At 66.9% G+C, this 26,506-nt stretch carries 15 protein-coding genes and 3 rRNA genes; 9 read left to right on the forward strand and 9 right to left on the reverse strand.

Annotated features, from left to right (window positions below; all coding sequences use genetic code 11):
• A partial coding sequence (locus N5I75_RS01540) for a maltokinase N-terminal cap-like domain-containing protein (protein WP_476673439.1) occupies positions 1–474 on the reverse strand: 474 nt, incomplete at its 3' end.
• A gap of 475 nt (positions 475–949) precedes the next feature.
• On the opposite strand from N5I75_RS01540, the gene N5I75_RS01545 reads away from it, so the two are divergent.
• The 4 genes from N5I75_RS01545 to glgB all read left to right on the forward strand — a co-directional run bounded on the left by N5I75_RS01545 (position 950) and on the right by glgB (position 8,970).
• On the forward strand, positions 950–3,196 hold the full coding sequence (locus N5I75_RS01545) for an alpha-1,4-glucan--maltose-1-phosphate maltosyltransferase (protein WP_476673441.1): 2,247 nt from the start codon (positions 950–952) through the stop codon (positions 3,194–3,196).
• Positions 3,197–3,233: 37 nt separating this feature from the next.
• On the forward strand, positions 3,234–4,928 hold the full coding sequence (gene treS, locus N5I75_RS01550; RefSeq protein WP_476673443.1) for a maltose alpha-D-glucosyltransferase: 1,695 nt from the start codon (positions 3,234–3,236) through the stop codon (positions 4,926–4,928).
• 264 nt (positions 4,929–5,192) lie between these two features.
• Positions 5,193–6,560: a maltokinase N-terminal cap-like domain-containing protein gene (locus N5I75_RS01555; RefSeq protein WP_476673445.1), complete on the forward strand. Its 1,368-nt coding sequence runs from the start codon at positions 5,193–5,195 to the stop codon at positions 6,558–6,560.
• Between the two features lie 196 nt (positions 6,561–6,756).
• Positions 6,757–8,970, forward strand: coding sequence for a 1,4-alpha-glucan branching enzyme (glgB, locus tag N5I75_RS01560; protein ID WP_476673447.1), 2,214 nt, complete (start codon positions 6,757–6,759; stop codon positions 8,968–8,970).
• 63 nt (positions 8,971–9,033) lie between these two features.
• Here the strand turns inward: glgB and N5I75_RS01565 are convergent, their stop codons facing one another.
• From N5I75_RS01565 to N5I75_RS01595, 7 genes are all read right to left on the reverse strand, one after another.
• Complete coding sequence (locus N5I75_RS01565; RefSeq protein WP_476673847.1) at positions 9,034–11,268, reverse strand: HelD family protein; 2,235 nt, start codon at positions 11,266–11,268, stop codon at positions 9,034–9,036.
• A gap of 156 nt (positions 11,269–11,424) precedes the next feature.
• The gene (gene trxA / locus N5I75_RS01570; RefSeq protein WP_476673449.1) at positions 11,425–11,739 is read right to left on the reverse strand and encodes a thioredoxin; all 315 of its coding nucleotides are present in this window, start codon (positions 11,737–11,739) and stop codon (positions 11,425–11,427) included.
• Positions 11,740–11,741: 2 nt separating this feature from the next.
• Entirely contained in the window at positions 11,742–12,164 is a 423-nt protein-coding gene (locus tag N5I75_RS01575; RefSeq protein WP_476673451.1) for a MerR family transcriptional regulator, read from the reverse strand.
• Positions 12,165–12,406: 242 nt separating this feature from the next.
• Positions 12,407–12,523, reverse strand: a 5S ribosomal RNA gene (rrf, locus tag N5I75_RS01580).
• A gap of 87 nt (positions 12,524–12,610) precedes the next feature.
• Positions 12,611–15,732, reverse strand: a 23S ribosomal RNA gene (locus N5I75_RS01585).
• A 311-nt stretch (positions 15,733–16,043) separates the two neighbouring features.
• Positions 16,044–17,569 (reverse strand): 16S ribosomal RNA (locus tag N5I75_RS01590).
• Together the 16S, 23S and 5S rRNA genes form the textbook arrangement of a ribosomal RNA operon.
• A 673-nt stretch (positions 17,570–18,242) precedes the next feature.
• Positions 18,243–19,631, reverse strand: coding sequence for a cation:dicarboxylate symporter family transporter (locus tag N5I75_RS01595; protein WP_476673453.1), 1,389 nt, complete (start codon positions 19,629–19,631; stop codon positions 18,243–18,245).
• Positions 19,632–19,802: 171 nt separating this feature from the next.
• Between N5I75_RS01595 and N5I75_RS01600 the strand changes: the two genes are divergently transcribed.
• Together N5I75_RS01600 and N5I75_RS01605 are read left to right on the forward strand one after the other, a co-directional pair.
• Complete coding sequence (locus N5I75_RS01600) at positions 19,803–21,434, forward strand: sensor histidine kinase (protein ID WP_476673455.1); 1,632 nt, start codon at positions 19,803–19,805, stop codon at positions 21,432–21,434.
• Complete coding sequence (locus N5I75_RS01605) at positions 21,431–22,108, forward strand: response regulator (RefSeq protein WP_476673457.1); 678 nt, start codon at positions 21,431–21,433, stop codon at positions 22,106–22,108. The genes N5I75_RS01600 and N5I75_RS01605 overlap by 4 nt, the downstream gene beginning before the upstream one ends.
• On the opposite strand, the gene N5I75_RS01610 is transcribed toward N5I75_RS01605, so the two are convergent.
• Entirely contained in the window at positions 22,109–23,143 is a 1,035-nt protein-coding gene (locus N5I75_RS01610; RefSeq protein WP_476673459.1) for a YncE family protein, read from the reverse strand.
• A 214-nt stretch (positions 23,144–23,357) separates the two neighbouring features.
• Between N5I75_RS01610 and N5I75_RS01615 the strand changes: the two genes are divergently transcribed.
• The 3 genes from N5I75_RS01615 (at position 23,358) to N5I75_RS01625 (ending at position 26,469) form a co-directional block, all read left to right on the forward strand.
• Positions 23,358–24,728, forward strand: coding sequence for an extracellular solute-binding protein (locus tag N5I75_RS01615; RefSeq protein WP_476673461.1), 1,371 nt, complete (start codon positions 23,358–23,360; stop codon positions 24,726–24,728).
• 103 nt (positions 24,729–24,831) lie between these two features.
• On the forward strand, positions 24,832–25,638 hold the full coding sequence (locus N5I75_RS01620; protein WP_476673849.1) for a carbohydrate ABC transporter permease: 807 nt from the start codon (positions 24,832–24,834) through the stop codon (positions 25,636–25,638).
• Entirely contained in the window at positions 25,639–26,469 is an 831-nt protein-coding gene (locus N5I75_RS01625; RefSeq protein ID WP_476673463.1) for a carbohydrate ABC transporter permease, read from the forward strand.
• The last annotated feature ends 37 nt before the right edge of the window (positions 26,470–26,506 follow it).

A 26,506-nucleotide genomic window follows, 5' to 3' on the forward strand; every position in this document is an offset into this window, starting at 1 on the left:
GCCCGGCTCCAGTACCCGGACGATCTCCGGTGAGGCCGGCGCGCCGGGGTCGAGCCGGGCGTGCACCGTCGGGTCGAGCGCGCCGTCCACGCTCTGGGCGTGCGCCGGGACCTCGCCCTTCAGCAGGGCCGCCAACTGGGTGCGCACCAGCGGGTCGCGTGCACCGTCGTACACCCATCTCCGCCCGAGCACGCCGTGCTCCACGGTGCCGATGAGCGCGGCCTCGAACGCGTCGGACAGCGGCGCGCCACGGTAGGCCATGGGCACGTGGTACGCGACCGGGCGCGCCCCCGAGACATCCGTGACCACCATGAACTCCATCCCGACCGCTCCGGCGGGGTCGTCGAGCCGGAACCCGCCGGAGCGGGTCAGCGCGGGCGTGCCGGACCCCTCGTACCAGGGCTGCGCGGGCAGCCACCCGGTGAGGAGTTCGAGCTTGGTCGGCTTCACTTCGGTGCGGTGGATGATCGACATGGGTTCAGGCTCGCACGCGCCACCGACAAGACACTCGCATGTGCCACCGACAAGGCAACCGATATGGCCGGTTCCGCCCCCATCCACAACTTGTGGCACTTGGCACCGCGCGCAAAGCTGCCCAACGGCACGGTCGGCCGGGGAGAAGACGCGCGTGCAAGCCGCCGGGACCGGGGTACTCGTATCGATCGGTCCGCACGTACACGACCTCCGTCGCCTCTGCCGGTCAACTACCTGTAACGGGAAGGGGAATTCATGTGTCGGTCCCGGCTCGAGGGGCTGGACCGGCGACATCTTTTCCCTTACGCGCGAGTAGTTAACAAAGCTCCGGATTGTTCGCCCGAAGAGTGTGGAAGGCTCCCCCCGGCACGCATTTATGCACGGTCGCGCCGACGGCGCGGCGGTGTCTCCCCTCGCACGGCCCACTCCCCGAACGTCGTCTCCGCAACCCCCGACCCCGCGGACAGGAGCGGTCATGCCCGCACAGCGCCCCATCCCGACGTCCTCAGACAAGACGCCACCCGGCAAGGACCGGGCCCCCGCGAGCGTGCCGCCGGCGCAGCGCACCCGCAGCAAGGGGGCCACCGACGGCACCGCCGCCAAGAAGCCACCGGCGCCGAAGACCCCGGCCGCAAAGACACCGGCCGCCAAAACCCCGGCCCAGCGCAAAGCACCGGCCGCCCGCAAGACACCCGCCCAGCGCAAGGCACCGGCGCCGCGCAAGGCGCCCGCGCCGCCGCCCGTCCAGGTCACCATCGGCCGGATCCCCGTCCGTGACGTGCGCCCGGTGATCGACCGCGGCCGCCGTCCGGCGAAGGCGGTCGTCGGGGAGACGTTCCAGGTCACGGCCACCGTCTTCCGCGAGGGCCACGACGCCGTCGCCGCGAACGTGGTCCTGCGCGGCCCCGACGGCGAGCCCGGCCCCTGGACCCCGATGCGCGAACTGGCCCCCGGCACCGACCGCTGGGGCGCGGAGGTCACGCCGGACGCGGTGGGCGCGTGGACGTTCGCGGTGGAGGCGTGGAGCGACCCGGTCTCGACCTGGCGCCACGCGGCGAAGATCAAGGTCCCCGCCGGGATCGACACCGAACTCGTCCTGGAGGAAGGCGCGACGCTGTACGAACGCGCCGCCACGGAGCTCGCGGAACCACTGCGAGAAACGGTTCTGCAGGCGGCCGCGGCGCTCCGCGACACGGCCGAGCCCGCCGCCACCCGGCTCGCCGCCGCCCTCACCCCGGACGTCGACGCGGTCCTCTCCGCGCACCCGCTCCGCGAACTGGTGACGGTGAGCGAGGAGTTGCCGCTCCTGGTCGAGCGCGAGCGGGCCCTGTACGGGGCCTGGTACGAGTTCTTCCCGCGCTCGGAGGGCGCGGTGGTGGAGCCGGGCAGACCGCCGGTCAGCGGCACTTTCGCCACAGCGGCCCGCAGACTGCCGGCCATCGCGGCGATGGGCTTCGACGTCGTCTACCTGCCGCCGGTCCACCCCATCGGCACGACGTTCCGCAAGGGCCCGAACAACAGCCTCTCCCCCGGCCCGCACGATGTCGGCGTGCCCTGGGCGATCGGCTCGGCGGAGGGCGGCCACGACGCGATCCACCCCGACCTCGGCACGCTCGACGACTTCGACCGCTTCGTCGCCGCCGCCAGGGCCGAGGGCCTGGAGATCGCGCTCGACTTCGCCCTCCAGTGCTCACCCGACCACCCCTGGGTGGAGAAGCACCCGGAGTGGTTCCACCACCGGGCCGACGGCACGATCGCGTACGCGGAGAACCCGCCGAAGAAGTACCAGGACATCTATCCGATCGCCTTCGACCGCGACATGCCGGGGATCGTCGCGGAGACGGTGCGGGTGCTCCGCCACTGGATGGCGCACGGGGTGCGTATTTTCCGCGTGGACAATCCGCATACGAAACCGGTCGTCTTCTGGGAGCACGTGGTCGGGGAGATCGGCCGCACCGACCCCGACGTGATCTTCCTGGCCGAGGCGTTCACCCGCCCGGCGATGATGCGGACGCTCGGGGAGATCGGCTTCCAGCAGTCGTACACGTACTTCACCTGGCGGAACACCAAGACGGAGATCACGGAGTACGTACAGGAGTTGGCAGGCGAATCAGCCGCCGCGATGCGGCCCAACTTCTTCGTCAACACCCCGGACATCCTGCACGAGTTCCTCCAACACGGCGGCCGGCCCGCCTTCGAACTCCGTGCCGTGCTCGCCGCAACCCTCTCCCCGTCGTGGGGCGTCTACAGCGGATACGAACTCTGCGAAAACACTCCGCTACGCTCCGGTAGCGAGGAGTATCTGCACTCCGAGAAGTACGAACTGCGGCCGCGGGACTGGGAGTCGGCCCAGCGCGAGGGGCGCACCATCGCCCCGCTGATCACCGCGCTGAACGACATCCGGCGCCGCAGTCCGGCGCTGCGCGGACTGCGCAATGTGCACTTCCATCACGCCGACAAGGACGAGGTGGTCGTGTACTCCAAACGCAGCGGCTCGAACACGGTTCTGGTGGTCGTGAACCTCGATCCGCACCACACCCAGGAGGCGACGGTTTCCTTGGACATGCCGCAGCTGGGGCTCGGCTGGCACGACGCGACAACCGTGCACGACGAGCTCACCGGCGCCACCCATCTCTGGGGCAGGTCGAACTACGTGCGCCTGGAACCGGGCCGTACGCCCGCGCACGTCTTCACCGTCCTGCGACCGTCCACGCCGCGATGAATTCTCTGCCAAAGGGATTCGGAGGGTCACCCACCCCATGATCATGAATGAGCCCGTCCCGGACACCTTCGAGGACACCCCTGCCAAGGACCGGGACCCTGACTGGTTCAAACGTGCCGTCTTCTACGAGGTGCTGGTCCGCTCCTTCCAGGACAGCAACGGCGACGGTGTCGGTGACCTCAAGGGCATCACGGCCAAGCTGGACTACCTCCAGTGGCTGGGCGTCGACTGCCTCTGGCTTCCGCCGTTCTTCAAGTCGCCGTTACGCGACGGCGGTTACGACGTGTCGGACTACACGTCCGTCCTCCCCGAGTTCGGCGACCTCGCCGACTTCGTGGAGTTCGTCGACGCCGCGCACCAGCGGGGCATGCGCGTCATCATCGACTTCGTCATGAACCACACGAGCGACCAGCACGAGTGGTTCCAGCAGTCGCGCACCGACCCGGACGGGCCCTACGGCGACTACTACGTCTGGGCCGACGACGACAAGCAGTACCAGGACGCCCGGATCATCTTCGTCGACACGGAAGCGTCGAACTGGACCTTCGACCCGGTGCGCAAGCAGTACTTCTGGCACCGCTTCTTCTCCCACCAGCCGGACCTCAACTACGAGAACCCGGCCGTGCAGGAGGAGATCCTCGCCGCGTTGCGCTTCTGGCTCGATCTCGGCATCGACGGCTTCCGCCTCGACGCCGTGCCCTACCTCTACGCGGAGGAGGGGACGAACTGCGAGAACCTCCCGGCGACGCACCAGTTCCTGCGGCGGGTCCGCAAGGAGATCGACGCCCAGTACCCGGACGTCGTCCTCCTCGCCGAGGCGAACCAGTGGCCCGAGGACGTCGTCGACTACTTCGGCGACTTCCCCTCCGGCGGCGACGAGTGCCACATGGCGTTCCACTTCCCGGTCATGCCGCGCATCTTCATGGCGGTCCGCCGCGAGTCCCGCTACCCGGTCTCCGAGATCCTCGCCAAGACCCCGGCCATCCCGTCCGGCTGCCAGTGGGGCATCTTCCTGCGCAACCACGACGAGCTGACCCTGGAGATGGTCACCGACGAGGAACGCGACTACATGTACGCGGAGTACGCCAAGGATCCGCGGATGCGCGCCAACATCGGGATTCGCAGGCGGCTGGCTCCCCTGCTCGACAACGACCGCAACCAGATCGAGCTGTTCACCGCGCTGCTGCTCTCCCTGCCGGGATCGCCGATCCTCTACTACGGCGACGAGATCGGCATGGGCGACAACATCTGGCTCGGCGACCGCGACGCGGTGCGCACCCCGATGCAGTGGACGCCGGACCGCAACGCCGGCTTCTCCTCCTGCGACCCGGGCCGGCTGTCCCTGCCGACGATCATGGACCCGGTCTACGGCTACCAGGTCACCAACGTCGAGGCGTCGATGTCGTCGCCGTCGTCGCTGCTGCACTGGACCCGCCGGATGATCGAGATCCGCAAGCAGAACCCGGCGTTCGGCCTCGGCTCGTACACCGAACTGCCGTCCTCCAACCCGGCCGTGCTCGCCTTCCTGCGCGAGTACAAGGACGACCTGGTGCTGTGCGTGCACAACTTCTCGCGCTTCGCCCAGCCCACCGAGCTCGACCTGCAGACCTTCGCCGGGCGGCACCCGGTCGAGCTGATCGGCGGCGTCCGCTTCCCGGCCATCGGAGAACTGCCCTACCTCCTCACCCTGGCGGGGCACGGCTTCTACTGGTACCGGTTGCGCAAGGACTGAACCCAGCCCGGCCGAGTTCCGCACGGCCGGGCGGCCCGGGGCAGGAGAGCCGGATCCTCCGGTTTTCCTCCCCGCGCCCGGGGCACTCCTACACGCATACCCGGCACGTCCCCATTTCTGGGCAGCTCTTCCGCGCAGCAGCTTTTCCTCGCAGCAGCTTCTCTCCGCAGCAGCTCTTCCTCGCAGCAGCTCCTCTGAACAGCATCTCGGCACCCGGGCCCGCTCGCACCACCCGACGCACCCCCGGGGGAAGGACGCGACGCCATGTCGGAAACCGCAGCCCGGCCCGCCATCCCGGCACAGGGCCACGACGAGCTGCTCACGTCCCTGGACCCACTGTTGCGGGAGTGGCTGCCGCGCCAGCGGTGGTTCGCGGGGAAAGGACGCCCGGTCACCGAGCTGACCCTCGACTCCGTCACTGAACTGCGGCCCGACAACGCCCTGCTGCACTTACTCCTGCGCGCCCACCAGCCCCCGGCGGGCGAAGGCCCCGGCGACTGCTACCAGCTCCTCATCGGCACCGCCGACGCCCTCCCTCCCCACCTCGCGCCCGCGATCATCGGCCACATCACCCGCGGCCCGCTCGCGGGCCGCACCGCGTACGAGGCCCTGCACGACCCGCGCCAGACCACCGTCCTCCTCGAACGCCTCCGGCTGCCCGGCACCCTCGGCACACTCCGCTTCGACCGCGCACCCGACGGCCGAATACCCGACGACCTCACCCCGCGCCCGCTCGCCGCCGAACAGTCCAACTCCTCGGTCGTCTACGGCGACGCGCTCATCGCCAAGGTCTTCCGCCGCGTCCTGCCCGGCACCAACCCCGACCTCGAACTCCCCCTCGCCCTGGCCCGCGAGGGCTGCGACCGCGTGCCCGCCCCCGTCGCCTGGTACGGGAGCGCCGACGGCGAGACCACCCTCGGCGTGCTCCAGCCCTACCTCAAGGGCGCGGCCGACGGCTTCGACCTCGCCCTCAAGCACCTCGTCGAGCAGGAGGACTTCACCGCCGAGGCCCGCGAGCTCGGCCGCGCCACCGCCGAGGTGCACACCGCCCTGGCCCGCGCCCTGCCCACCGTCACCTTCACCCGCGCCCACCTGGAACAGCTCGCCGAGGCGATGACCGCACGCCTGGAGGCCACGGCCCACCAGGTCCCCGCGCTCCTGCCCTACCTGCCCGGCCTGCGCACCGCGTTCGAGGCGCTCGCCGACCTCGCCGCCGAGGGCTGCACCTGGCAGGCCCAGCGCGTCCACGGCGACCTCCACCTCGGCCAGTGCCTGCGCGACCCCTCCGGCTTCTGGCGCCTCATCGACTTCGAGGGCGAACCGTCCCGTCCCCTCGCCGAACGCCGTATGCCGCACCCGCCGCACCGCGACGTCGCCGGGATGCTCCGCTCCTTCGACTACGCCGCCCGCTCGCACCGCCCCTGGAACCCCGAGTGGTCCGACGCCTGCCGCGCCGCGTACTGCGCGGGCTACGCGTCCGCCGCGGGCCGCGACCCGCGCACCGACCCCGTCCTGCTGCGGGCGTACGAGACGGGCAAGGCGGTGTACGAGGCCCTGTACGAGGCCCGGCACCGCCCCGACTGGCTGCCCGTGCCGCTGGCGGCGCTCGCGCGGCTCGCGGAGCCGGTCTGACCGGCATCGACCACAGCACGGCACCACGGCAACCAAGGAGGCCCCGCCCGTGACCCGCCGCCCGACCGAAAACCCGCCCCCGGAACCGGCATCGGTACCGGCACCGGCCGCGGCATCAGCATCGGCACCAACGCCGTCCCCGGCTTCGGCTCAGGCACCAGCGCCGGCTTCGGCTCCGGCTGAGGCACCAGCGCCGGTGAGCAGTGCCGTACCGGCAAGTGACCGCGAGCGCCTTCTCACGGCCACCCATCACGATCCGCACGCGGTCCTGGGCGCCCACCCCCTCGGCACCGGCGTCGTCTTCCGCGCGTGGCGCCCCTACGCCGAGAAGGTCACCGTCACCACCCCGGAGGGCCTGCGCACCGACCTCCACGACGACGGCGACGGCTTCTTCTCCGCGCTCCTCCCGGCCGAGGCGGCCTGGTCCGCCCCCGCGTCCCCGGCCTCGTCCCCGTACACGCTCGAGATCACCTACGGCGACACCGTGCAGCGCATCGCGGACGCCTACTCCCTGCTGCCCTCCGTCGGCGAACTCGACCTGCACCTCATCGGCGAGGGCCGCCACGAGCAGCTGTGGACGGCGCTCGGCGCCCGCCCCATGGAGCACCAGGGGATCCAGGGCACGCGGTTCACGGTCTGGGCGCCCAACGCGCGCGGCGTCCGCGTCGTCGGCGGCTTCAACTACTGGGACGGCGCCGCCCACAGCATGCGCTCGCTCGGCTCCACCGGGATCTGGGAGCTGTTCGTCCCCGACATCGGCGAGGGCGAGCTCTACAAGTACGAGATCACCCGGCCCGACGGCAGCAAGACCCAGCGCGCCGATCCGCTCGCCACCCGTACGGAGACGCCTCCGGCCAACTCGTCCGTCGTGCACGCCTCGCATCATGTGTGGCACGACGACGAGTGGCTGCGGGCGCGGGGTGAGCGTCCCGCGCACCAGGCGCCGTTCTCGGTGTACGAGATCCATCTGCCGTCGTGGCGGCCCGGCCTCACGTATCGGCAACTCGCTGAGCAGCTGCCGCGGTACGTGGCCGATCTGGGGTTCACGCACGTCGAGCTGATGCCCGTCGCCGAGCATCCCTTCGGCGGGTCCTGGGGGTACCAGGTCACCGGGTTCTACGCGCCCACCGCCCGGCTCGGCACCCCCGACGACTTCAAGTTCCTCGTCGACGCCCTGCACCAGGCCGGCATCGGCGTCCTCATGGACTGGGTGCCCGCGCACTTCCCGCGCGACGACTGGGCGCTCGCCGAGTTCGACGGACGCCCGCTGTACGAGCACGAGGATCCGCTGCGGGCCGCGCACCCGGACTGGGGCACGTTGGAGTTCGACTACGGGCGCAAGGAGGTGCGGAACTTTCTGGTGGCGAACGCGCTGTACTGGTGCGAGGAGTTCCACATCGACGGGCTTCGCGTCGATGCCGTCGCCTCCATGCTGTATCTGGACTACTCGCGTGAGGACGGGCAGTGGACGCCCAACCAGCATGGAGGGCGAGAGAACCTTGACGCCGTCTCCTTCCTCCAGGAGATGAACGCCACCCTGTACCGGCGCGTGCCCGGTGTCGTCACCATCGCCGAGGAGTCCACCGCCTGGGACGGGGTGACCCGCGCGACCCATCACGTCGGTCCTGGCGGCTTCGGCGGGCTCGGGTTCGGGCTGAAGTGGAACATGGGGTGGATGCACGACTCGCTGGATTACCTCGCCCATGAGCCCGTGCATCGTAAGTACCACCATCACGAGATGACCTTCTCGATGGTCTACGCCTACAGCGAGAACTACGTGCTTCCCATCTCCCACGACGAGGTCGTGCACGGGAAACGGTCTCTCGTCAGCAAGATGCCCGGTGACTGGTGGCAGCAGCGCGCCACCCATCGGGCCTATCTGGGCTTCATGTGGGCCCACCCCGGCAAGCAGCTCCTGTTTATGGGTCAGGAGTTCGCCCAGGGCGCCGAGTGGTCCGAAGCCAGCGGGCCCGACTGGTGGCTCCTCGACCCGGCGTACGGCGCTGAGGCCGATCATCGCGGGGTGCGGGATCTGACCCGTGATCTCAACGCCGCGTATCGCGAGACGGCCGCGTTGTGGGAGCGGGACACCGATCCTGCCGGGTTCGCATGGGTCGCCGGGGACGCCGTCGAGGACAATGTGTTCGCATTTCTGCGGTACGCCGCCGACGGGAGCCCCTTGCTTGCCGTCTCCAACTTCTCGCCCGTGGTACGGCACGAGTACCGGCTCGGGGTGCCGGGGGACGTGCCCGCCTGGCATGAAGTACTGAACACGGACGGAGCGCGGTACGGGGGTGGGGGCGTGGGCAATCCGGAGCCGGTCAAGCCCGATGACGTGGGCGCGCACGGCCGCCCCGCGAGCATCAGGCTGACACTGCCTCCGCTGGCTACGGTGTGGCTGCGGCCATAGCCCCGCCAGGGGCGCGGGGAACTGCGCGACCAGCCACGGTGGCGCGGTTCCCCGCCCTGCCTCCTATGCGCCTACGGCGAGTTGCTGGAGCGCCGGAGGCAGCTCCTTCGCGTGCACGACACCGAGGGTCTGCGTCGCACGGGTCAGCGCCACGTACAGGTCGCTCAACCCGAACTCGCCGGGTTCGACGACGATCACCCGGTCGAACTCCAGCCCCTTCGCCTGACGCGGATCGAGCAGCACCAGGTGCCGGGTCAGGTCCGGTGCGGCGTCCGCCGAGATACCGGGCAACCGCGCGGCCAGCGCCTCGCGGAGGTGGCGCGGCGCGATCACCGCCAAGCGTCCTTCCTCGGGGGTCTCCGCCGTCGCGATCTCCGCCACTGCCTGTGCGATGTCTCCTGTCACCGCGCGCCTCCAGGGTTCTGCACCCGTCGACCGGACCGAGGACGGGGGCTCGAACTCCGGGTGCGCCTCGCGCAGCACCGCCGCCGCTACGTCCATGATCTCGGACGGCGTCCGGTAGTTGACCCCGAGTCGTGTGTGCTCGAAGCGGTCCTCCACGTACGGCGCGAGGATGTCGTCCCACGCTCCGACGCCGGCTTCCTCCGCCGTCTGCGCCGGGTCGCCCACCAACGTCATCGAACGCGTCGGTGACCGCCGCATCAGGAGGCGCCACGCCATCGGCGACAGCTCCTGCGCCTCGTCCACGATGATGTGGCCGAACGCCCACGTCCGGTCCGCCGCCGCCCGCTCCGCCGCGCTGCGGTGGTCCTCCTCCTCGTACCAGTCGGCCACCCGGTCCGCGTCCACGATGTCGTGCGCGGCCAGGACCTCCGACTCGTCCTCGTCCTCGAACTCGTACGTCTCCGAGCCCCGGGACAGGTCAAGCACGCCCTGCGCGTACGCGATCCTCTCCTGCCGCGCCGCCTCCGCCGCGGCCCGCTCCGCCGAGTCGTCGTGGCCGAGCAGCTCCGCCGCCTCGTCGAGCAGCGGTACGTCCGCCGGGGTCCAGTCCGCCGGGCCCGTCGCCGCCCTGCGGAGCGCCTCCGCGTCCTCATCGGTGAGGTGTACGGGGTCCGCCAAGTACTCCGCCACGACCTGTTCCGGCGTCAGCGTCGGCCACAGCTCCTCGATCGCCGCGTGCACCTCCGGGCTCGCCGCGACGCCCTTGCCGAGCTGGGCCAGGTCGTCCGGGCCCAGGAAGTTCGGGCCGCCGTACGGGTCCGCGCCGATCCGCTCCGCCAGCTGGTCCGTCAGCGCGTCGATGATCCGGAACGCGAAGTGCGGGCGGGCCAGATTGTGCGGCAGCAGCGTGTCGCGGGCCGCCTGCCTCGCCTCGTACGCGATCTCCCAGTCCAGGATCAGGTCGCCGTCGTCGTGGGGGATGATCAGCGGGGCGCCCGGTTCGGGGAGCTGCTGGCGGTCCCTGATCGCCAGGGACAGCGCCTCCGCCATGTGCGCCGCGCCCTTCACCGCCGCCGCCCGCGGGGGGTCCTGCGCCGTCGCGTGGATCCCCGGGTACAGCTCCCCCACCGTCGCGAGGAGGACGCCCGTCTCGCCCAGCGCCGGCAGCACCTCGCTGATGTAGGAGAGGAACGCCGGGTTCGGGCCCACGATCAGCACCGCCCGCTTGGCCAGCAGCTCCCTGTGCTCGTACAGCAGGAACGCCGCCCTGTGCAGCGCCACCGCCGTCTTGCCCGTGCCCGGGCCGCCCTCCACGACCAGGACGCCCCTGTGGTCGTGGCGGATGATCCGGTCCTGCTCCGCCTGGATCGTCTGCACGATGTCGCCCATGCGGCCGGTTCTCGCCGAGTTCAGCGCCGCGAGGAGTACCGCGTCGCCGCTCGGGTCCTCGAAGCCCGTGCGCTCGTCGTCGCCCAGGTCGAGGATCTCGTCGTGCAGCTCCGTGACCGTGCGGCCCTCTGTCGTCAGGTGGCGGCGCCTGCGCAATCCCATCGGGACATGGCCCGTCGCCAGATAGAACGGGCGGGCCACCCCTGCGCGCCAATCGATCAGAATCGGCGTGTGGTCGGAGTCTTCTTCCCTGATTCCGATACGGCCGATGTGGTGCGCCATGCCGTCCGTGAGATCGATGCGGCCGAAACAGAGCGAACCGTCCACCGCATTCAGCGCGGCGAGCAGGCCCGAGCGCTCCACCAGCAGCAGGTCGCGCTCCAGGCGGGCCTGCTGACCTGTGCCGACGGGCGTCAAGGCGTCCTTGACCGAGTCCGCGGCGGCGCCGCGCAGCGCGTCGACCCGCGCGTAGAGCCGGTCGATGAATTCCTGTTCCTTTTGCAGTTCTTTCTGCGATGCGGCGGATTCCCGGCTTGACAAAACTGCTCCCTGCCCGGTACGGTGTGTTTAGTTGGCCCCCGGTGAGGGGCCTTTTCTGTGGGCACACAGAAACACCGAATATACCCCGGGCAGGGGTTGATTCCAACTTCGGTTTTCTTCTCAGACGGTGCCTGACAATTCCTCCAGCAGGCGGCGCTTGGGCCTGGCTCCTACTCGGGACCAGACCGGTTCGCCCTGCTTGAAGACCATCAGCGTCGGCATCGACAGCACGTTGTACTTCGTCGCCGTCTCCGGGTTGGCGTCCACGTCGATCGCCACGACGTCCAGGTGCTCCTTCTCCTCCTCCGCGATCGACTTCAGCACCGGGGCCAGTTGCCTGCACGGCCCGCACCACTCGGCCGTGAACTCCACGAGCACGGGTAGCTCCGCCTTGAGCACCTGCTCGTCGAAGTCGGCGTCCGTCACGTCCCGCATGGTCAGTCCTCTTCCTGTTGTGTGGCGAGTTCGCAGCGCGGGGCCGGGTCTTCCTCGGCTGCCAGCGCGGCGACGGCCTGCTCCGCGCGGTGCAGCTGTGCTCCGACCTTCGCCCGTACTGCGGTCAACTCGTCGATGAGCGCGTCCAGTTCGGTGAGCTTGTTCCTGTACACGGCCAGCGATGCCGGGCACGAGTCGCCCTCGGGGTGGCCTGCGCGCAGGCACTCCACGAACGGGCGGGTCTCCTCCAGGTCGAACCCGAAGTCCTGCAACGTACGGATCTGCCGCAGTGCGCGCAGGTCCGCCTCGTCGTAGGTCCGGTAGCCGTTGCCGCCGCGCCGCGCGGGGAGCAGCCCGCGCGACTCGTAGTACCTGAGCGTCCGCGTGGTCGTGCCGGCGCGGGCCGCGAGCTCTCCGATGCGCATGCCTATGACGGTAGACGTTGACGCTGACGTCAAGGCCAGTGCGCCGGCAGGTGGGTGGGTACGGGGACGGTCGGGGTATGTGCGTCCTCGCCATCTTGATGGCGTCGTTCCTTGCTTCGGGTGCCCCCACCGCGTGAACCGTGCTGCGGGCGCACATACCCCGACCGTCCCCTCCCGTCTCGTACGCGGCTGAACGCAGAAAAGCCCCGTGCCATCGGCACGGGGCTTTCCCTTAACAAATAGTTCGGCGGCGTCCTACTCTCCCACAGGGTCCCCCCTGCAGTACCATCGGCGCTGTGAGGCTTAGCTTCCGGGTTCGGAATGTAACCGGGCGTTTCCCTCACGCTATGACCACCGAAACACTATGAAACTGTCAACCGGAGCCGTGACCGTGGCTACGACGGTTGTTCGTGGTTTCAGAACCAACACAGTGGACGCGAGCAACTGAGGACAAGCCCTCGGCCTATTAGTACCAGTCACCTCCACCCGTTACCGGGCTTCCAGATCTGGCCTATCAACCCAGTCGTCTACTGGGAGCCTTAACCCCTCATGGGGGTGGGAGTCCTCATCTCGAAGCAGGCTTCCCGCTTAGATGCTTTCAGCGGTTATCCTTTCCGAACGTAGCCAACCAGCCATGCCCTTGGCAGGACAACTGGCACACCAGAGGTTCGTCCGTCCCGGTCCTCTCGTACTAGGGACAGCCCTTCTCAAGACTCCTACGCGCACAGCGGATAGGGACCGAACTGTCTCACGACGTTCTAAACCCAGCTCGCGTACCGCTTTAATGGGCGAACAGCCCAACCCTTGGGACCGACTCCAGCCCCAGGATGCGACGAGCCGACATCGAGGTGCCAAACCATCCCGTCGATATGGACTCTTGGGGAAGATCAGCCTGTTATCCCCGGGGTACCTTTTATCCGTTGAGCGACGGCGCTTCCACAAGCCACCGCCGGATCACTAGTCCCGACTTTCGTCCCTGCTCGACCCGTCGGTCTCACAGTCAAGCTCCCTTGTGCACTTACACTCAACACCTGATTACCAACCAGGCTGAGGGAACCTTTGGGCGCCTCCGTTACTCTTTAGGAGGCAACCGCCCCAGTTAAACTACCCATCAGACACTGTCCCTGATCCGGATCACGGACCCAGGTTAGACATCCAGCACGACCAGAGTGGTATTTCAACGACGACTCCCCCTGAACTGGCGTCCAGAGTTCACAGTCTCCCACCTATCCTACACAAGCCGAACCGAACACCAATATCAAACTGTAGTAAAGGTCCCGGGGTCTTTCCGTCCTGCTGCGCGAAACGAGCATCTTTACTCGTAGTGCAATTTCACCGGGCCTATGGTTGAGACAGTCGAGAAGTCGTTACGCCATTCGTGCAGGTCGGAACTTACCCGACAAGGAATTTCGCTACCTTAGGATGGTTATAGTTACCACCGCCGTTTACTGGCGCTTAAGTTCTCAGCTTCGCACACCCGAAAGTGCACTAACCGGTCCCCTTAACGTTCCAGCACCGGGCAGGCGTCAGTCCGTATACATCGCCTTACGGCTTCGCACGGACCTGTGTTTTTAGTAAACAGTCGCTTCTCGCTGGTCTCTGCGGCCACCCCCAGCTCAGACAGTAAATGTCATCACCGGTGATGGCCCCCCTTCTCCCGAAGTTACGGGGGCATTTTGCCGAGTTCCTTAACCATAGTTCACCCGAACGCCTCGGTATTCTCTACCTGACCACCTGAGTCGGTTTAGGGTACGGGCCGCCATGAAACTCGCTAGAGGCTTTTCTCGACAGCATAGGATCATCCACTTCACCACAATCGGCTCGGCATCAGGTCTCAGACTCATGTGAACCGGATTTACCTGGATCACGTCCTACACCCTTACCCCGGGACAACCACCGCCCGGGCTGGACTACCTTCCTGCGTCACCCCATCACTCACCTACTACCAGATCGGGCCGGCGGCTCCACCACTTTCCATTCCCCGAAGGGTCCGGAACGGCTTCACGGCCTTAGCATCACTGGATTCGATGTTTGACGCTTCACAGCGGGTACCGGAATATCAACCGGTTATCCATCGACTACGCCTGTCGGCCTCGCCTTAGGTCCCGACTTACCCTGGGCAGATCAGCTTGACCCAGGAACCCTTAGTCAATCGGCGCACACGTTTCTCACGTGTGTATCGCTACTCATGCCTGCATTCTCACTCGTGAACCGTCCACCACTAGCTTCCGCTGCGGCTTCACCCGGCACACGACGCTCCCCTACCCATCACAGCCGCCGTTGGGCGTATTGCTGCAATGACACGACTTCGGCGGTACGCTTGAGCCCCGCTACATTGTCGGCGCGGAATCACTAGACCAGTGAGCTATTACGCACTCTTTCAAGGGTGGCTGCTTCTAAGCCAACCTCCTGGTTGTCTGTGCGACTCCACATCCTTTCCCACTTAGCGTACGCTTAGGGGCCTTAGTCGATGCTCTGGGCTGTTTCCCTCTCGACCATGGAGCTTATCCCCCACAGTCTCACTGCCGCGCTCTCACTTACCGGCATTCGGAGTTTGGCTAAGGTCAGTAACCCGGTAGGGCCCATCGCCTATCCAGTGCTCTACCTCCGGCAAGAAACACACGACGCTGCACCTAAATGCATTTCGGGGAGAACCAGCTATCACGGAGTTTGATTGGCCTTTCACCCCTAACCACAGGTCATCCCCCAGGTTTTCAACCCTGGTGGGTTCGGTCCTCCACGAAGTCTTACCTCCGCTTCAACCTGCCCATGGCTAGATCACTCCGCTTCGGGTCTTGAGCGCGCTACTATGTCGCCCTATTCGGACTCGCTTTCGCTACGGCTTCCCCACACGGGTTAACCTCGCAACACACCGCAAACTCGCAGGCTCATTCTTCAAAAGGCACGCAGTCACGACGCAAGGAACAAGTTCCTTGCGCGACGCTCCCACGGCTTGTAGGCACACGGTTTCAGGTACTATTTCACTCCGCTCCCGCGGTACTTTTCACCATTCCCTCACGGTACTATCCGCTATCGGTCACCAGGGAATATTTAGGCTTAACGGGTGGTCCCGCCAGATTCACACGGGATTTCTCGGGCCCCGTGCTACTTGGGTGTCTCTCAAACGAGCCGCTGACGTTTCGACTACGGGGGTCTTACCCTCTACGCCGGACCTTTCGCATGTCCTTCGCCTACATCAACGGTTTCTGACTCGTCCTGTCGCCGGCAGACGACAGAAGAGAGATCCCACAACCCCCACGACGCAACCCCTGCCGGGTCTCACACGTCGTAGGTTTGGCCTCATCCAGTTTCGCTCGCCACTACTCCCGGAATCACGGTTGTTTTCTCTTCCTGCGGGTACTGAGATGTTTCACTTCCCCGCGTTCCCTCCACACTGCCTATGTGTTCAGCAGCGGGTGACAGCCCATGACGACTGCCGGGTTTCCCCATTCGGAAACCCCCGGATCAAAGCCTGGTTGACGACTCCCCGGGGACTATCGTGGCCTCCCACGTCCTTCATCGGTTCCTGGTGCCAAGGCATCCACCGTGCGCCCTTAAAAACTTGGCCACAGATGCTCGCGTCCACTGTGCAGTTCTCAAACAACGACCAACCACCCGTCACAACCCGCTCACGCAGATCTTCACCGGGGCCGGCATTGAGGTCAGGAACAAGTCCGTACCCTCAGATACCCAACAGCGTGCCCGACCCGGTCCCGTCCGGAGATCATGCTTTCCACGCCCCGAGGGGCAGTACTCACAGCCTCCGACCCGACAACCAGGTCGAATAGTCAACGTTCCACCCATGAGCAACCAGCATCGAACGTGCGCCGATGTACTGGCCCCTGACCCGGACAAGTCCGAGTAAGAAGTGCTCCTTAGAAAGGAGGTGATCCAGCCGCACCTTCCGGTACGGCTACCTTGTTACGACTTCGTCCCAATCGCCAGTCCCACCTTCGACAGCTCCCTCCCACAAGGGGTTGGGCCACCGGCTTCGGGTGTTACCGACTTTCGTGACGTGACGGGCGGTGTGTACAAGGCCCGGGAACGTATTCACCGCAGCAATGCTGATCTGCGATTACTAGCAACTCCAACTTCATGGGGTCGAGTTGCAGACCCCAATCCGAACTGAGACCGACTTTTTGAGATTCGCTCCACCTTGCGGTATCGCAGCTCATTGTATCGGCCATTGTAGCACGTGTGCAGCCCAAGACATAAGGGGCATGATGACTTGACGTCGTCCCCACCTTCCTCCGAGTTGACCCCGGCGGTCTCCTGTGAGTCCCCATCACCCCGAAGGGCATGCTGGCAACACAGAACAAGGGTTGCGCTCGTTGCGGGACTTAACCCAACATCTCACGACACGAGCTGACGACAGCCATGCACCACCTGTACACCGACCACAAGGGGGACCCTGTCTCCAGGGTTTTCCGGTGTATGTCAAGCCTTGGTAAGGTTCTTCGCGTTGCGTCGAATTAAGCCACATGCTCCGCTGCTTGTGCGGGCCCCCGTCAATTCCTTTGAGTTTTAGCCTTGCGGCCGTACTCCCCAGGCGGGGAACTTAATGCGTTAGCTGCGGCACCGACGACGTGGAATGTCGCCAACACCTAGTTCCCACCGTTTACGGCGTGGACTACCAGGGTATCTAATCCTGTTCGCTCCCCACGCTTTCGCTCCTCAGCGTCAGTAATGGCCCAGAGATCCGCCTTCGCCACCGGTGTTCCTCCTGATATCTGCGCATTTCACCGCTACACCAGGAATTCCGATCTCCCCTACCACACTCTAGCCTGCCCGTATCGACTGCAGACCCGGGGTTAAGCCCCGGGCTTTCACAACCGACGTGACAAGCCGCCTACGAGCTCTTTACGCCCAATAATTCCGGACAACGCTTGCGCCCTACGTATTACCGCGGCTGCTGGCACGTAGTTAGCCGGCGCTTCTTCTGCAGGTACCGTCACTTTCGCTTCTTCCCTGCTGAAAGAGGTTTACAACCCGAAGGCCGTCATCCCTCACGCGGCGTCGCTGCATCAGGCTTTCGCCCATTGTGCAATATTCCCCACTGCTGCCTCCCGTAGGAGTCTGGGCCGTGTCTCAGTCCCAGTGTGGCCGGTCGCCCTCTCAGGCCGGCTACCCGTCGTCGCCTTGGTGAGCCATTACCTCACCAACAAGCTGATAGGCCGCGGGCTCATCCTTCACCGCCGGAGCTTTTAACCACCGTCCAGGAGGACGGAAGTGTTATCCGGTATTAGACCCCGTTTCCAGGGCTTGTCCCAGAGTGAAGGGCAGATTGCCCACGTGTTACTCACCCGTTCGCCACTAATCCCCACCGAAGTGGTTCATCGTTCGACTTGCATGTGTTAAGCACGCCGCCAGCGTTCGTCCTGAGCCAGGATCAAACTCTCCGTGAATGTTTCCGGGATATCCCGGTGACACCACGAGAGCGGACCGGGCGGGAGGAATAGTCCCGTCCGGTCACAGCGTCCTCGCTGTGTTTTGTTTCAAAGGAACCTCGTCCCAACCATCAGATGACGGCCGGAGACGGGGTAATCAACATATCTGGCGTTGACTTTTGGCACGCTGTTGAGTTCTCAAGGAACGGACGCTTCCTTTGTACTCACCCTCTCGGGCTTTCCTCCGGGCGCTTCCCTTCGGTCTTGCTGTCTTGCGTTTCCGACTCTATCAGATCTTTCCGATCCGATTTCCTCGGGGTCTTGCTCGGTACTTCTTTCGCTTTCCGGCCTTCGGCCTTCCTGCGGTGTTGACTCTATCAGATCCTTTCGGGCCTGATTCCCTGTCAACCGGGTTTGCCTTCCGGGCCGTTGGGCCGTTCCGACGTCCCTGACATTAGCTGATTCCCGCTCTCGTTCCTAATCGGGCCGAGGCGAATTGAATTCGGGCACGCCGAAAACAATCCCAGGGGGAGATCATGCTGATGTGTGGGTGCCGCTTTGAGCGGCGGAAGTGTTGCCGGCGGGGCCGGTCGGCTCCGTGACAACTCGAAGGACCTTACGCCATCGACCGCCGGTCGTACAAGCGGGGCCGGGCACATCTGTGCCCGGCCCCGCCAGTTCTACTTCTCGGTCAGGCTGTGACCGGCTCCTTCGCCCCGTCCGCGCGCGGCGGCGAGGGCTCGGTGTCGCTCTTGTCGTCCTCCGTCGTGTCGAGGAGGGTGCGCTCGTCGAAGGGCAGGTCGCCCGCGAGGACCCGCTGGACCCTCGCGCGGTCCACCTCGCCCGTCCACGTGCCGATCAGCAAGGTGGCCACGGCGTTGCCCGCGAAGTTCGTCAGGGCGCGGGCCTCGCTCATGAAGCGGTCGATGCCGACGATCAGGCCGACGCCGTCCACCAGGGCCGGCTTGTGGGACTGGAGGCCGCTCGCGAGGACCGCGATGCCGGAGCCCGAGACGCCTGCGGCGCCCTTCGAGGCGATCATCATGAAGAGGAGCAGGCCGATCTGCTGGCCGATGCTCATCGGCTGGTCCATGGCGTCGGCGATGAAGAGGGACGCCATGGTCAGGTAGATCATCGTGCCGTCGAGGTTGAAGGAGTAGCCGGTCGGGACCGTGATGCCGACCACCGGGCGGCTCACGCCCAGGTGCTCCATCTTCGCGATCAGGCGGGGCAGCGCCGACTCGGAGGACGAGGTCGAGAGGATCAGGAGGAACTCTCGGCCCAGGTACTTCAGGAGGGCGAAGATGTTGAAGCCTGCCGCGAAGCGGAGGATCAGGGCCAGGACGATGCCTACGAACAGGGCGCACGTGACGTAGAAGCCGACCATGATCGTGGCCAGGGCCTTCAGGGCGTCCACGCCCGTTTCGCCGATGACCGCCGCCATCGCGCCGAACGCGCCGACGGGGGCCGCCCACATGATCATGCCGAGGACGCGGAAGACCAGCTTCTGGATGTGCTCGACGCCGCGCAGGACCGGTTCGCCGGAGCGGCCCATGGCCTGGAGCGCGAAGCCTACGAGGAGAGCGACCAGGAGGGTCTGGAGGACCTCGCCCTCCGTGAAGGCCGAGACCAGGGTGTGCGGGATGACGCCCAGGATGAAGTCGACCGGGCCCTCCGCCGCGTCCTTGGCCGCGGTGTGGCCGACCTCCTTCGTCGCCTCGGTCAGGTGCATGCCGTCACCGGGGTGCAGGATGTTGCCGACCAGGAGGCCGATGGCCAGGGCGACGCCCGACATGACGATGAAGTAGGCGAGGGCCAAGCCGCCTACCTTGCCGATGCTCGCCGCCTTGCGGACCGAACCGACGCCGAGCACGATCGTGCAGAAGATGATCGGGGAGATCATCATCTTGATCAGGTTCACGAAGCCCGTGCCGAGGGGCTTGAGCTCCTTGGCGAAGTCGGGCCAGATGAAGCCGACGGCGATGCCGAGCAGCACCGCGACGATCACGGCTATGTAGAGGTAGTGCGTGCGGTCCCGTTTTGCGGCGGGGGGCTTGGTCGCGGGCGCGGTCTCGGCCACGGTTCCTCCTGACGACGACGTCGGCGTACTGGAACGGTTGGGAAGGGTTCTTGTACGCACAGGCCGTGCGGCTCACGGTCTGCGAATCCCGGTGACTATCTCCCAGGCCGTGAGGACCGTCACCCTTCCGTTCATTTAGTTCGCGCTTATACGACCCGGCACACTGGCCGTATGCGCCTCCCCCTTCCGCGTAGCCTCGCCGGCCAGCTCTTCGCGATGCAGGCCGTGCTTGTCGCTGTTGTCGTCGCGGGGTGCGCCTTGTTCACGTACGTCAGTGACCGGGGGCAGGCGCAGCGGGCCGCTCAGCGGCAGGCGACCGCGGCCGCCCGGGCTGTCGCCGACTCGCCGTCCGTGCGGGCCGCCATCGAGGGGGGCGGTGATCCGTCCGTCCGGCTGCAGCCCTACGCCGATGACGTGCAGCGGCACACTGGGGTGGACTTCGTGACGATCATGGATCCGCGCGGGATTCGGTGGACGCACCCCGATGAGACGCAGATCGGGAAGCGGTTCCTCGGGCACATCGGGCCCGCGTTGGAGGGGCGGACGTTTCCCGAGACGTATACGGGGACTCTCGGGCCCTCCGTGCGTGTCGTCACCCCGGTCTACGGGGCCGGGCGGGAAGTCGTCGGGCTCGTCAGTGCCGGGATCACCATTGAGGAGATAACCGCACAGGCGCGGGGGCAGGTGCTTGCCGTCACCAGTGTGGCGGGGGCTGCCCTTGTGCTCGGAGGGATCGGGACCTACTTCATCAATGCCCGGCTTCGGCGGCACACGCATGGGATGAATGCCGGTGAGCTGAGCCGGATGCACGCCTATCACCAAGCCGCCCTTCATGCCGTGCGGGAAGGGCTCGTCATGCTCGACGGGCAGCGGCGGGTCGCTCTCATCAATGACGGGGCCCGGGAGTTGTTGGGGGTCGGCGAAGAGGTCGTGGGGCTCGGGGTTGCCGAGCTCGGGCTTCCTGCTCCGCTCACCGGAGCGCTTCTCGCCGCCGAACCCCGGGTCGACGAAGTGCATCTGACCGCCGACCGGGTCGTGGTCGTGAACACCTCGCCGGTGGCCAGCGGCGATCGGCGCGGCACTGTCGTCACCCTGCGCGATCACACCGAACTCCAGTCCGTGATGGGTGAGTTGGATTCCGAGAGGGGCTTCACGCAGGCTCTTCGGTCGCAGGCTCATGAAGCGGCGAATCGGTTGCACACCGTTGTCTCGCTGATCGAGCTGGGGCGGGCCGATGAGGCCGTTGATTTCGCTACTGCTGAGCTTGAGCTTGCTCAGGCGCTCACCGATCAGGTGGTGGGGGCCGTGAGTGAGCCCGTGCTTGCCGCCCTGCTGCTCGGTAAGGCCGCTCAGGCCAATGAGCGGGGCGTCGAGCTGGTCGTCGCCGGTGATACGCGGATCGATGACGGGGTGCTGCCGCAGGCGCTGGCTGCCCGGGACCTTGTCACCGTGCTCGGCAATCTCGTCGACAACGCCGTTGACGCTGCTCAGGGGTCCTTGCGGGCGCGCGTCACCGTGACCGCTCGGGCCAGCGGTGATGTGTTGGTGTTGCGGGTCGCCGACAGTGGGCCCGGCGTCGATCCGGAGCACTCCGACGCCGTCTTCGAGCGGGGCTGGTCGACCAAGCCGGCGGGGCCCGGCGGTCGCGGGCTCGGGCTCGCCCTCGTACGGCAGGCCGTGCGGCGCAACGGGGGGACGCTCGAGCTGGCACAGTCGGGGGAAGGGGGCGCCGAGTTCAGTGTGCGGCTGCCCCTGCATTCGAGCGCTGCCACTCTTTCTCAGGACGGGACCACCACGCCATGACCGAATCGCGGATCAGTGTGCTCGTGGTCGAGGACGATCCTGTCGCCGCCGACGCGCACGCCCTGTACGTCAACCGGGTGCCCGGGTTCGTCACCGTCGGCAAAGTCCACAGCGCGGCGGAGGCGCGGCGGGCCCTGGAGCGGGCGCCCGTCGAGCTGATTCTGCTCGATCTGCACCTGCCCGACGGGCATGGGCTCGCGCTCGCCCGGTCCTTGCGGGCCGCCGGGCATCACGCGGATGTCATCGCCGTCACCTCGGCGCGTGATCTGGCCGTGGTGCGGGAGGGCGTGTCGCTCGGTGTCGTGCAGTACGTGCTCAAGCCTTTTACCTTCGCCACCTTGCGGGACCGGCTGCTTCGGTACGCCGAGTACCGGACGTCGAGCGGGGAGGCGACCGGGCAGGCCGAGGTCGATCGGGCCCTCGCCAATCTGCGGTCGCCCGCGCCCGCCGCTCTGCCCAAGGGGCTCAGCGCCCCCACCCTTGAGCGGGTCACTCAGGCGTTGCGTGAGGTGGCGCCCGAGGGGATGACCGCCTCCGGTGCCGCCGAGGCCGTCGGTGCCTCGCGCATCACCGCCCGGCGGTATCTGGAGCATCTGGTGGACTCGGGCCTGGCCGTACGCAGTCCGCAGTACGGGCAGGTCGGCCGGCCCGAGTTGATCTACACCTGGAAGTGATCAGCCGATGCGGAAGCGGGTGAGCTGGTCCTCGCCCGTCGGGCCCGTGCCGGACTTGTCGACCACATAGGCCGTGCCGTTCGCGGTCTCGACGTGGTTGGGGTTGGCGCCCGTGGTGATCGTCTTGGTCACCGTTCCCTTGCGCGGGTCCACGACCGTGGCCGTGGCGGCCGTGCGGTTCACCGTGACGACCTTGCCGCTGCGGGCGTCGGTGGCCACCGAGAGCGCGCCCGCGCCGGTCGCGACGGACTTCGTGACCAGGCCCTTCTCCAGGTCGACGACGGAGACGGTGCCCGCCGTGTTGTCGGCCGTGTACGCCGTGCGGCCGTTGGCGGAGAGGGCTACGGAGAGGGGGCCGTCGCCGGTCGGGATCAGGCGGGGGGTCGCGGACCTGCGGTTCACCACGATGAGCTGGTCGTTGGTGAGGTCGGCCGCGTAGACCGTGCCGGTGCGCTCGTTGACGGCGATGCCGGTCGGGCCGGCGCCGTCCACGGTGACGCGCTTCTTCTCCTTGTACGTACGGCTGTCAAAGGCGACGAGGCTGCCGTCGCCGAAGGCGCTCGCCCACACGGTGTCGTGCTTCTCGTCGACGACTATCTCGCGGGCGTGGGCGACGTCCGGGAGGGTCGCGAGGTGGGCGCCGGTGCGCTGGCTGTAGACCGCGACGCTGTTGTTGCGGGTGTTCGTCACCCAGACCGTGTTGTGCTCGTCGTCAACCGCGACGCCGTAGACCGCCTCGACCGCGCCCGTGGCCTCGTCGGTGACCGGCGGCGTGTAGGTCGCGAGCACCTTGAGGGTCTTCGGGTCGACCTTGGTGAGGGCGGAGGTGGTCACCGGAGGGCGGCCCACCGCCGACGCGGTCCACAGGACGTGGTTCCGCTCCGAGTACGCCGACTGGTAGAGGCCTTTGGTGACGGGCGCGGCGACGGCGGCGGTCCCCGGGGCGGCGACGGCGGCGGGCGCCGCCGAGGCACCGGCGACGAGGGCCACGACGACGGCGGCGGAGCGGCGGATCCTGGGCGTGATGCGAGGCATGCGGCGTCAATCTCCCTGAGAGATGAGTGTGTTGGGTGAGCAACCGAGAGTTAAGTTAGCTTAGGCTTACCTAACTTTCCAACCCGGCCCCCGTGTCACAGGTGCCTCAGGCGGCCCTGCGCACGCCCATTGACCTTGGTCCGGAGCCGCCCTTACGTTTCCGGGCAGCCCCGCGCGGCAACGATGCCCGTGAGCTCCGTAGGAGGTCGTGCCTGTGCGCCCCACCGCCCCTCTCCTCGTCGCCACCGCCTTACTGGCCGCCGGAACGCTCACCGCGTGCGGCGGCGGCTCCGGCAGCGACGCGAACACGATCAAGGTCTCGTTCAAGCAGTCGACGGACAACCAGATCAAGGTCATGGACACCTATCTGGCCGCGATGAAGAAGCAGTTCGAGAAGGACCACCCGGGGAAGAAAGTCGAGCTCGTGCCGATCAAGGCCCCGGACGCGGAGTACTACACGAAGCTCCAGCAGATGCTCCGGTCGCCGAAGACCGCGCCCGACCTGGTCTACGAGGACACGTTCCTCATCAACTCGGACATCACCAGCGGGTATCTGAAACCGCTCGACCAGTACCTCGCCAAGTGGGCCGACTGGGACCAGTTCATCGGCACCGCGAAGACCGCGGCGAAGGCCCAGGACGGCAAGACGTACGGCGTTCCGGACGGAACCGACACCCGCGGGCTCTGGTACGACAAGGCCATCTTCGCCAAGGCCGGCATCGCCACGCCCTGGCAGCCGAAGAACTGGGCCGAGGTCCTCGACGCCGCCCGCACCATCAAGAAGAAGGTGCCCGACGCAGTCCCGCTGAACGTCTACACCGGCAAGCCCAACGGTGAGGCCGCGACCATGCAGGGGTTCGAGATGCTCCTGTACGGGACACCGGGCGCGAGCAGCGGCGATCCGCTGTACGACACCTCCTCGAACAAGTGGATCGCCGGGTCCGAGGGGTTCAAGGACAGCCTCCGGTTCGTCGAGACCGTCTTCAAGGAGAAGCTCGGGCCCGACGTCTCCGACGCGCTCGACCCGAACTGGGCGACCCGCGTGCGCGGCGAGATGCTGCCCAAGGGCAAGCTCGGCATCAACCTCGACGGCTCCTGGCTGCCCCAGGACTGGCTGAAGGGCAGCGGGCACGAGTGGCCCGAGTGGTCGCAGAAGCTGGGGCTCGCCACCATGCCGACGCAGAACGGGCAGGCGCCCGGCAAGGTCTCCATGTCCGGCGGCTGGACCTGGGCCGTGCCCAGCAAGGCGGGCAACCCCGACCTCGCCTTCGACTTCATCAAGACGATGCAGACCAAGGCGAACGCCCAGCGCTGGTACATCGCCAACTCGGGCATCGCGGTCCGCAAGGACGTCGCCGCCGAACCGGCGTACGTGAAGGCGCAGCCCGGCATCAAGTTCTTCACCGACCTGGTCGCCACGACCCATTACCGGCCGGCGTACCCCGCGTACCCGAAGGTCTCCACGGCGATCCAGGAGGCCATGGAGTCGGTGACCACCGGGGACGCCTCGGTGGACAAGGCGGCCTCGTCGTACGACGAGGAGCTGAAGACCGCGGCCGACGGCAAGGTCGTCAGCAAGCCCTAGCCGTGGGCCGGTTGTGGTCCGGTAACTGGAAGGGGTCCACCGTCACGTGATCCGTCGCCGCTCCGCCCTGCGCGCCCTGCCCGTCGCGCCGGCCACGATCATCATGGCCCTGTTCCTCGCGGGCCCGATCGCCTACTGCGCGTACATCGCCTTCACCGACCTCCAGCTCACCGGCCAGGCCAGTTCGTCGTTCGTCGGGTTCGACAACTTCCGGGCCGCGTTCAAGGACGACGCGTTCCTGAACGCGGTGCGGCTCACGCTCGTCTTCACGTTCCTGTCGTCGATCGTCGGCCAGAACACGCTGGGGCTCGCGCTCGCCGGGCTCATGCAGCGCGCCTCGAAGCCGGTCCGTACGGTCACGGGGGCCGTGGTGATCACGGCGTGGGTGCTGCCGGAGGTCGTCGCCGGTTTTCTCCTGTACGCCTTCTTCCGGCGCGAGGGCACGCTCAACGCCATCCTCGACTGGCTCCATCTGCCCGGTCAGAACTGGCTGTTCACGCTGCCGATCCTGGCCGTCTCCTTCGCCAACGTGTGGCGCGGCACCGCGTTCTCGATGCTCGTCTACTCGGCGGCGCTGTCCGAGATCCCCAAGGAGATCACCGAGGCCGCCGAGGTCGACGGCGCGAACGCGTGGCAGCGGCTGTGGCATGTCATCCTGCCGATGATCCGCCGCTCCATCGGCACGAACCTGATGCTCAACACCTTGCAGACACTGTCCGTCTTCGGGCTGATCTGGGTCATGACCAGGGGCGGTCCCGGCAACCACAGTCAGACGCTGCCGCTGTTCATGTACGAGCAGGCCTTCCAGAAGAGCATGATCGGCTACGGCACGGCCGTCGCCCTCCTCCTGCTCGTGGTCGGCTCCCTGTTCTCCCTGGTCTACATGCGCCTGCTGCGCTCGGAGGCATGAGTGGCCCGTAGCCGTACCCGCCGCAACCGGGTCACCGCCGACGCGACGCTGTTCCTCGTCGCCGTCGCCTTCGCGCTCCCGCTGGCGTGGGTGGTGCTGTCCTCGCTGGACGCCGACGCGAACCTGAAGGTGAAGTTCCCGTCGCACGCCACCTTCGACAACTTCGACGCGGTCCTGAAGCCGGACATCACCTTCACACCGTTGTTGAACAGTCTGATCCTGTGCGGCGGCGCGACCGCCCTGACGGTCGTCTGCGCGGCGCTCGCCGCGTATCCCCTGTCCCGGTACCGCTCGCGCCTCAACAACCCGTACCTGACGACCATCCTCTTCGCGACGTGTCTGCCGATCACCGCGGTCATGGTCCCGGTCTACGCGCTGTTCGTGCAGGTCGATCTGATCGACACGATGGCGGGCACGATCTACTTCTTCACCGCCTCCCAGCTCCCGTTCGCCATCTGGCTGATGAAGAACTACATGGAGGGCGTCCCCAAGGAGCTGGAGGAGGCGGCGTGGACGGACGGCGCGGGCACCTTCCAGTCGCTTGTGCGGATCGTGCTGCCGCTGATGGGGCCCGGCGTCGCCGTCGTCACCGTCTTCTGCTTCGCCATGATGTGGGGCAACTTCTTCGTCCCGTTCATGCTGCTGCTCTCCCCCGACCAGATGCCCGCCTCGGTCAGCATCAACGACTTCTTCGGCAACCGCGGCACCGTCGTCTACGGCCAGCTCGCGGCCTTCTCCGTCCTCTACTCGACGCCCGTCATCCTGCTGTACGTGCTGGTCTCACGGCGGTTCGGCGGGGGCTTCGCGCTCGGAGGTGCGGTCAAGGGGTGACGTCCTTCAGAGCTGTACGTTCCTACGACATGTCACG

Source organism: Streptomyces sp. R818, assembly GCF_056172735.1.

Excerpts from the sequence above, each read along its gene's own strand:
- N5I75_RS01600 (WP_476673455.1), top strand. The coding sequence starts at position 19,803 with ATGCGCCTCCCCCTTCCGCGTAGCCTCGCCGGCCAGCTCTTCGCGATG.
- N5I75_RS01620 (WP_476673849.1), top strand. The coding sequence starts at position 24,832 with ATGGCCCTGTTCCTCGCGGGCCCGATCGCCTACTGCGCGTACATCGCC.
- N5I75_RS01555 (WP_476673445.1), top strand. The coding sequence starts at position 5,193 with ATGTCGGAAACCGCAGCCCGGCCCGCCATCCCGGCACAGGGCCACGAC.
- treS (WP_476673443.1), top strand. The coding sequence starts at position 3,234 with ATGATCATGAATGAGCCCGTCCCGGACACCTTCGAGGACACCCCTGCC.
- N5I75_RS01545 (WP_476673441.1), top strand. The coding sequence starts at position 950 with ATGCCCGCACAGCGCCCCATCCCGACGTCCTCAGACAAGACGCCACCC.
- N5I75_RS01610 (WP_476673459.1), bottom strand. The coding sequence starts at position 23,143 with ATGCCTCGCATCACGCCCAGGATCCGCCGCTCCGCCGCCGTCGTCGTG.
- N5I75_RS01575 (WP_476673451.1), bottom strand. The coding sequence starts at position 12,164 with ATGCGCATCGGAGAGCTCGCGGCCCGCGCCGGCACGACCACGCGGACG.
- trxA (WP_476673449.1), bottom strand. The coding sequence starts at position 11,739 with ATGCGGGACGTGACGGACGCCGACTTCGACGAGCAGGTGCTCAAGGCG.
- N5I75_RS01605 (WP_476673457.1), top strand. The coding sequence starts at position 21,431 with ATGACCGAATCGCGGATCAGTGTGCTCGTGGTCGAGGACGATCCTGTC.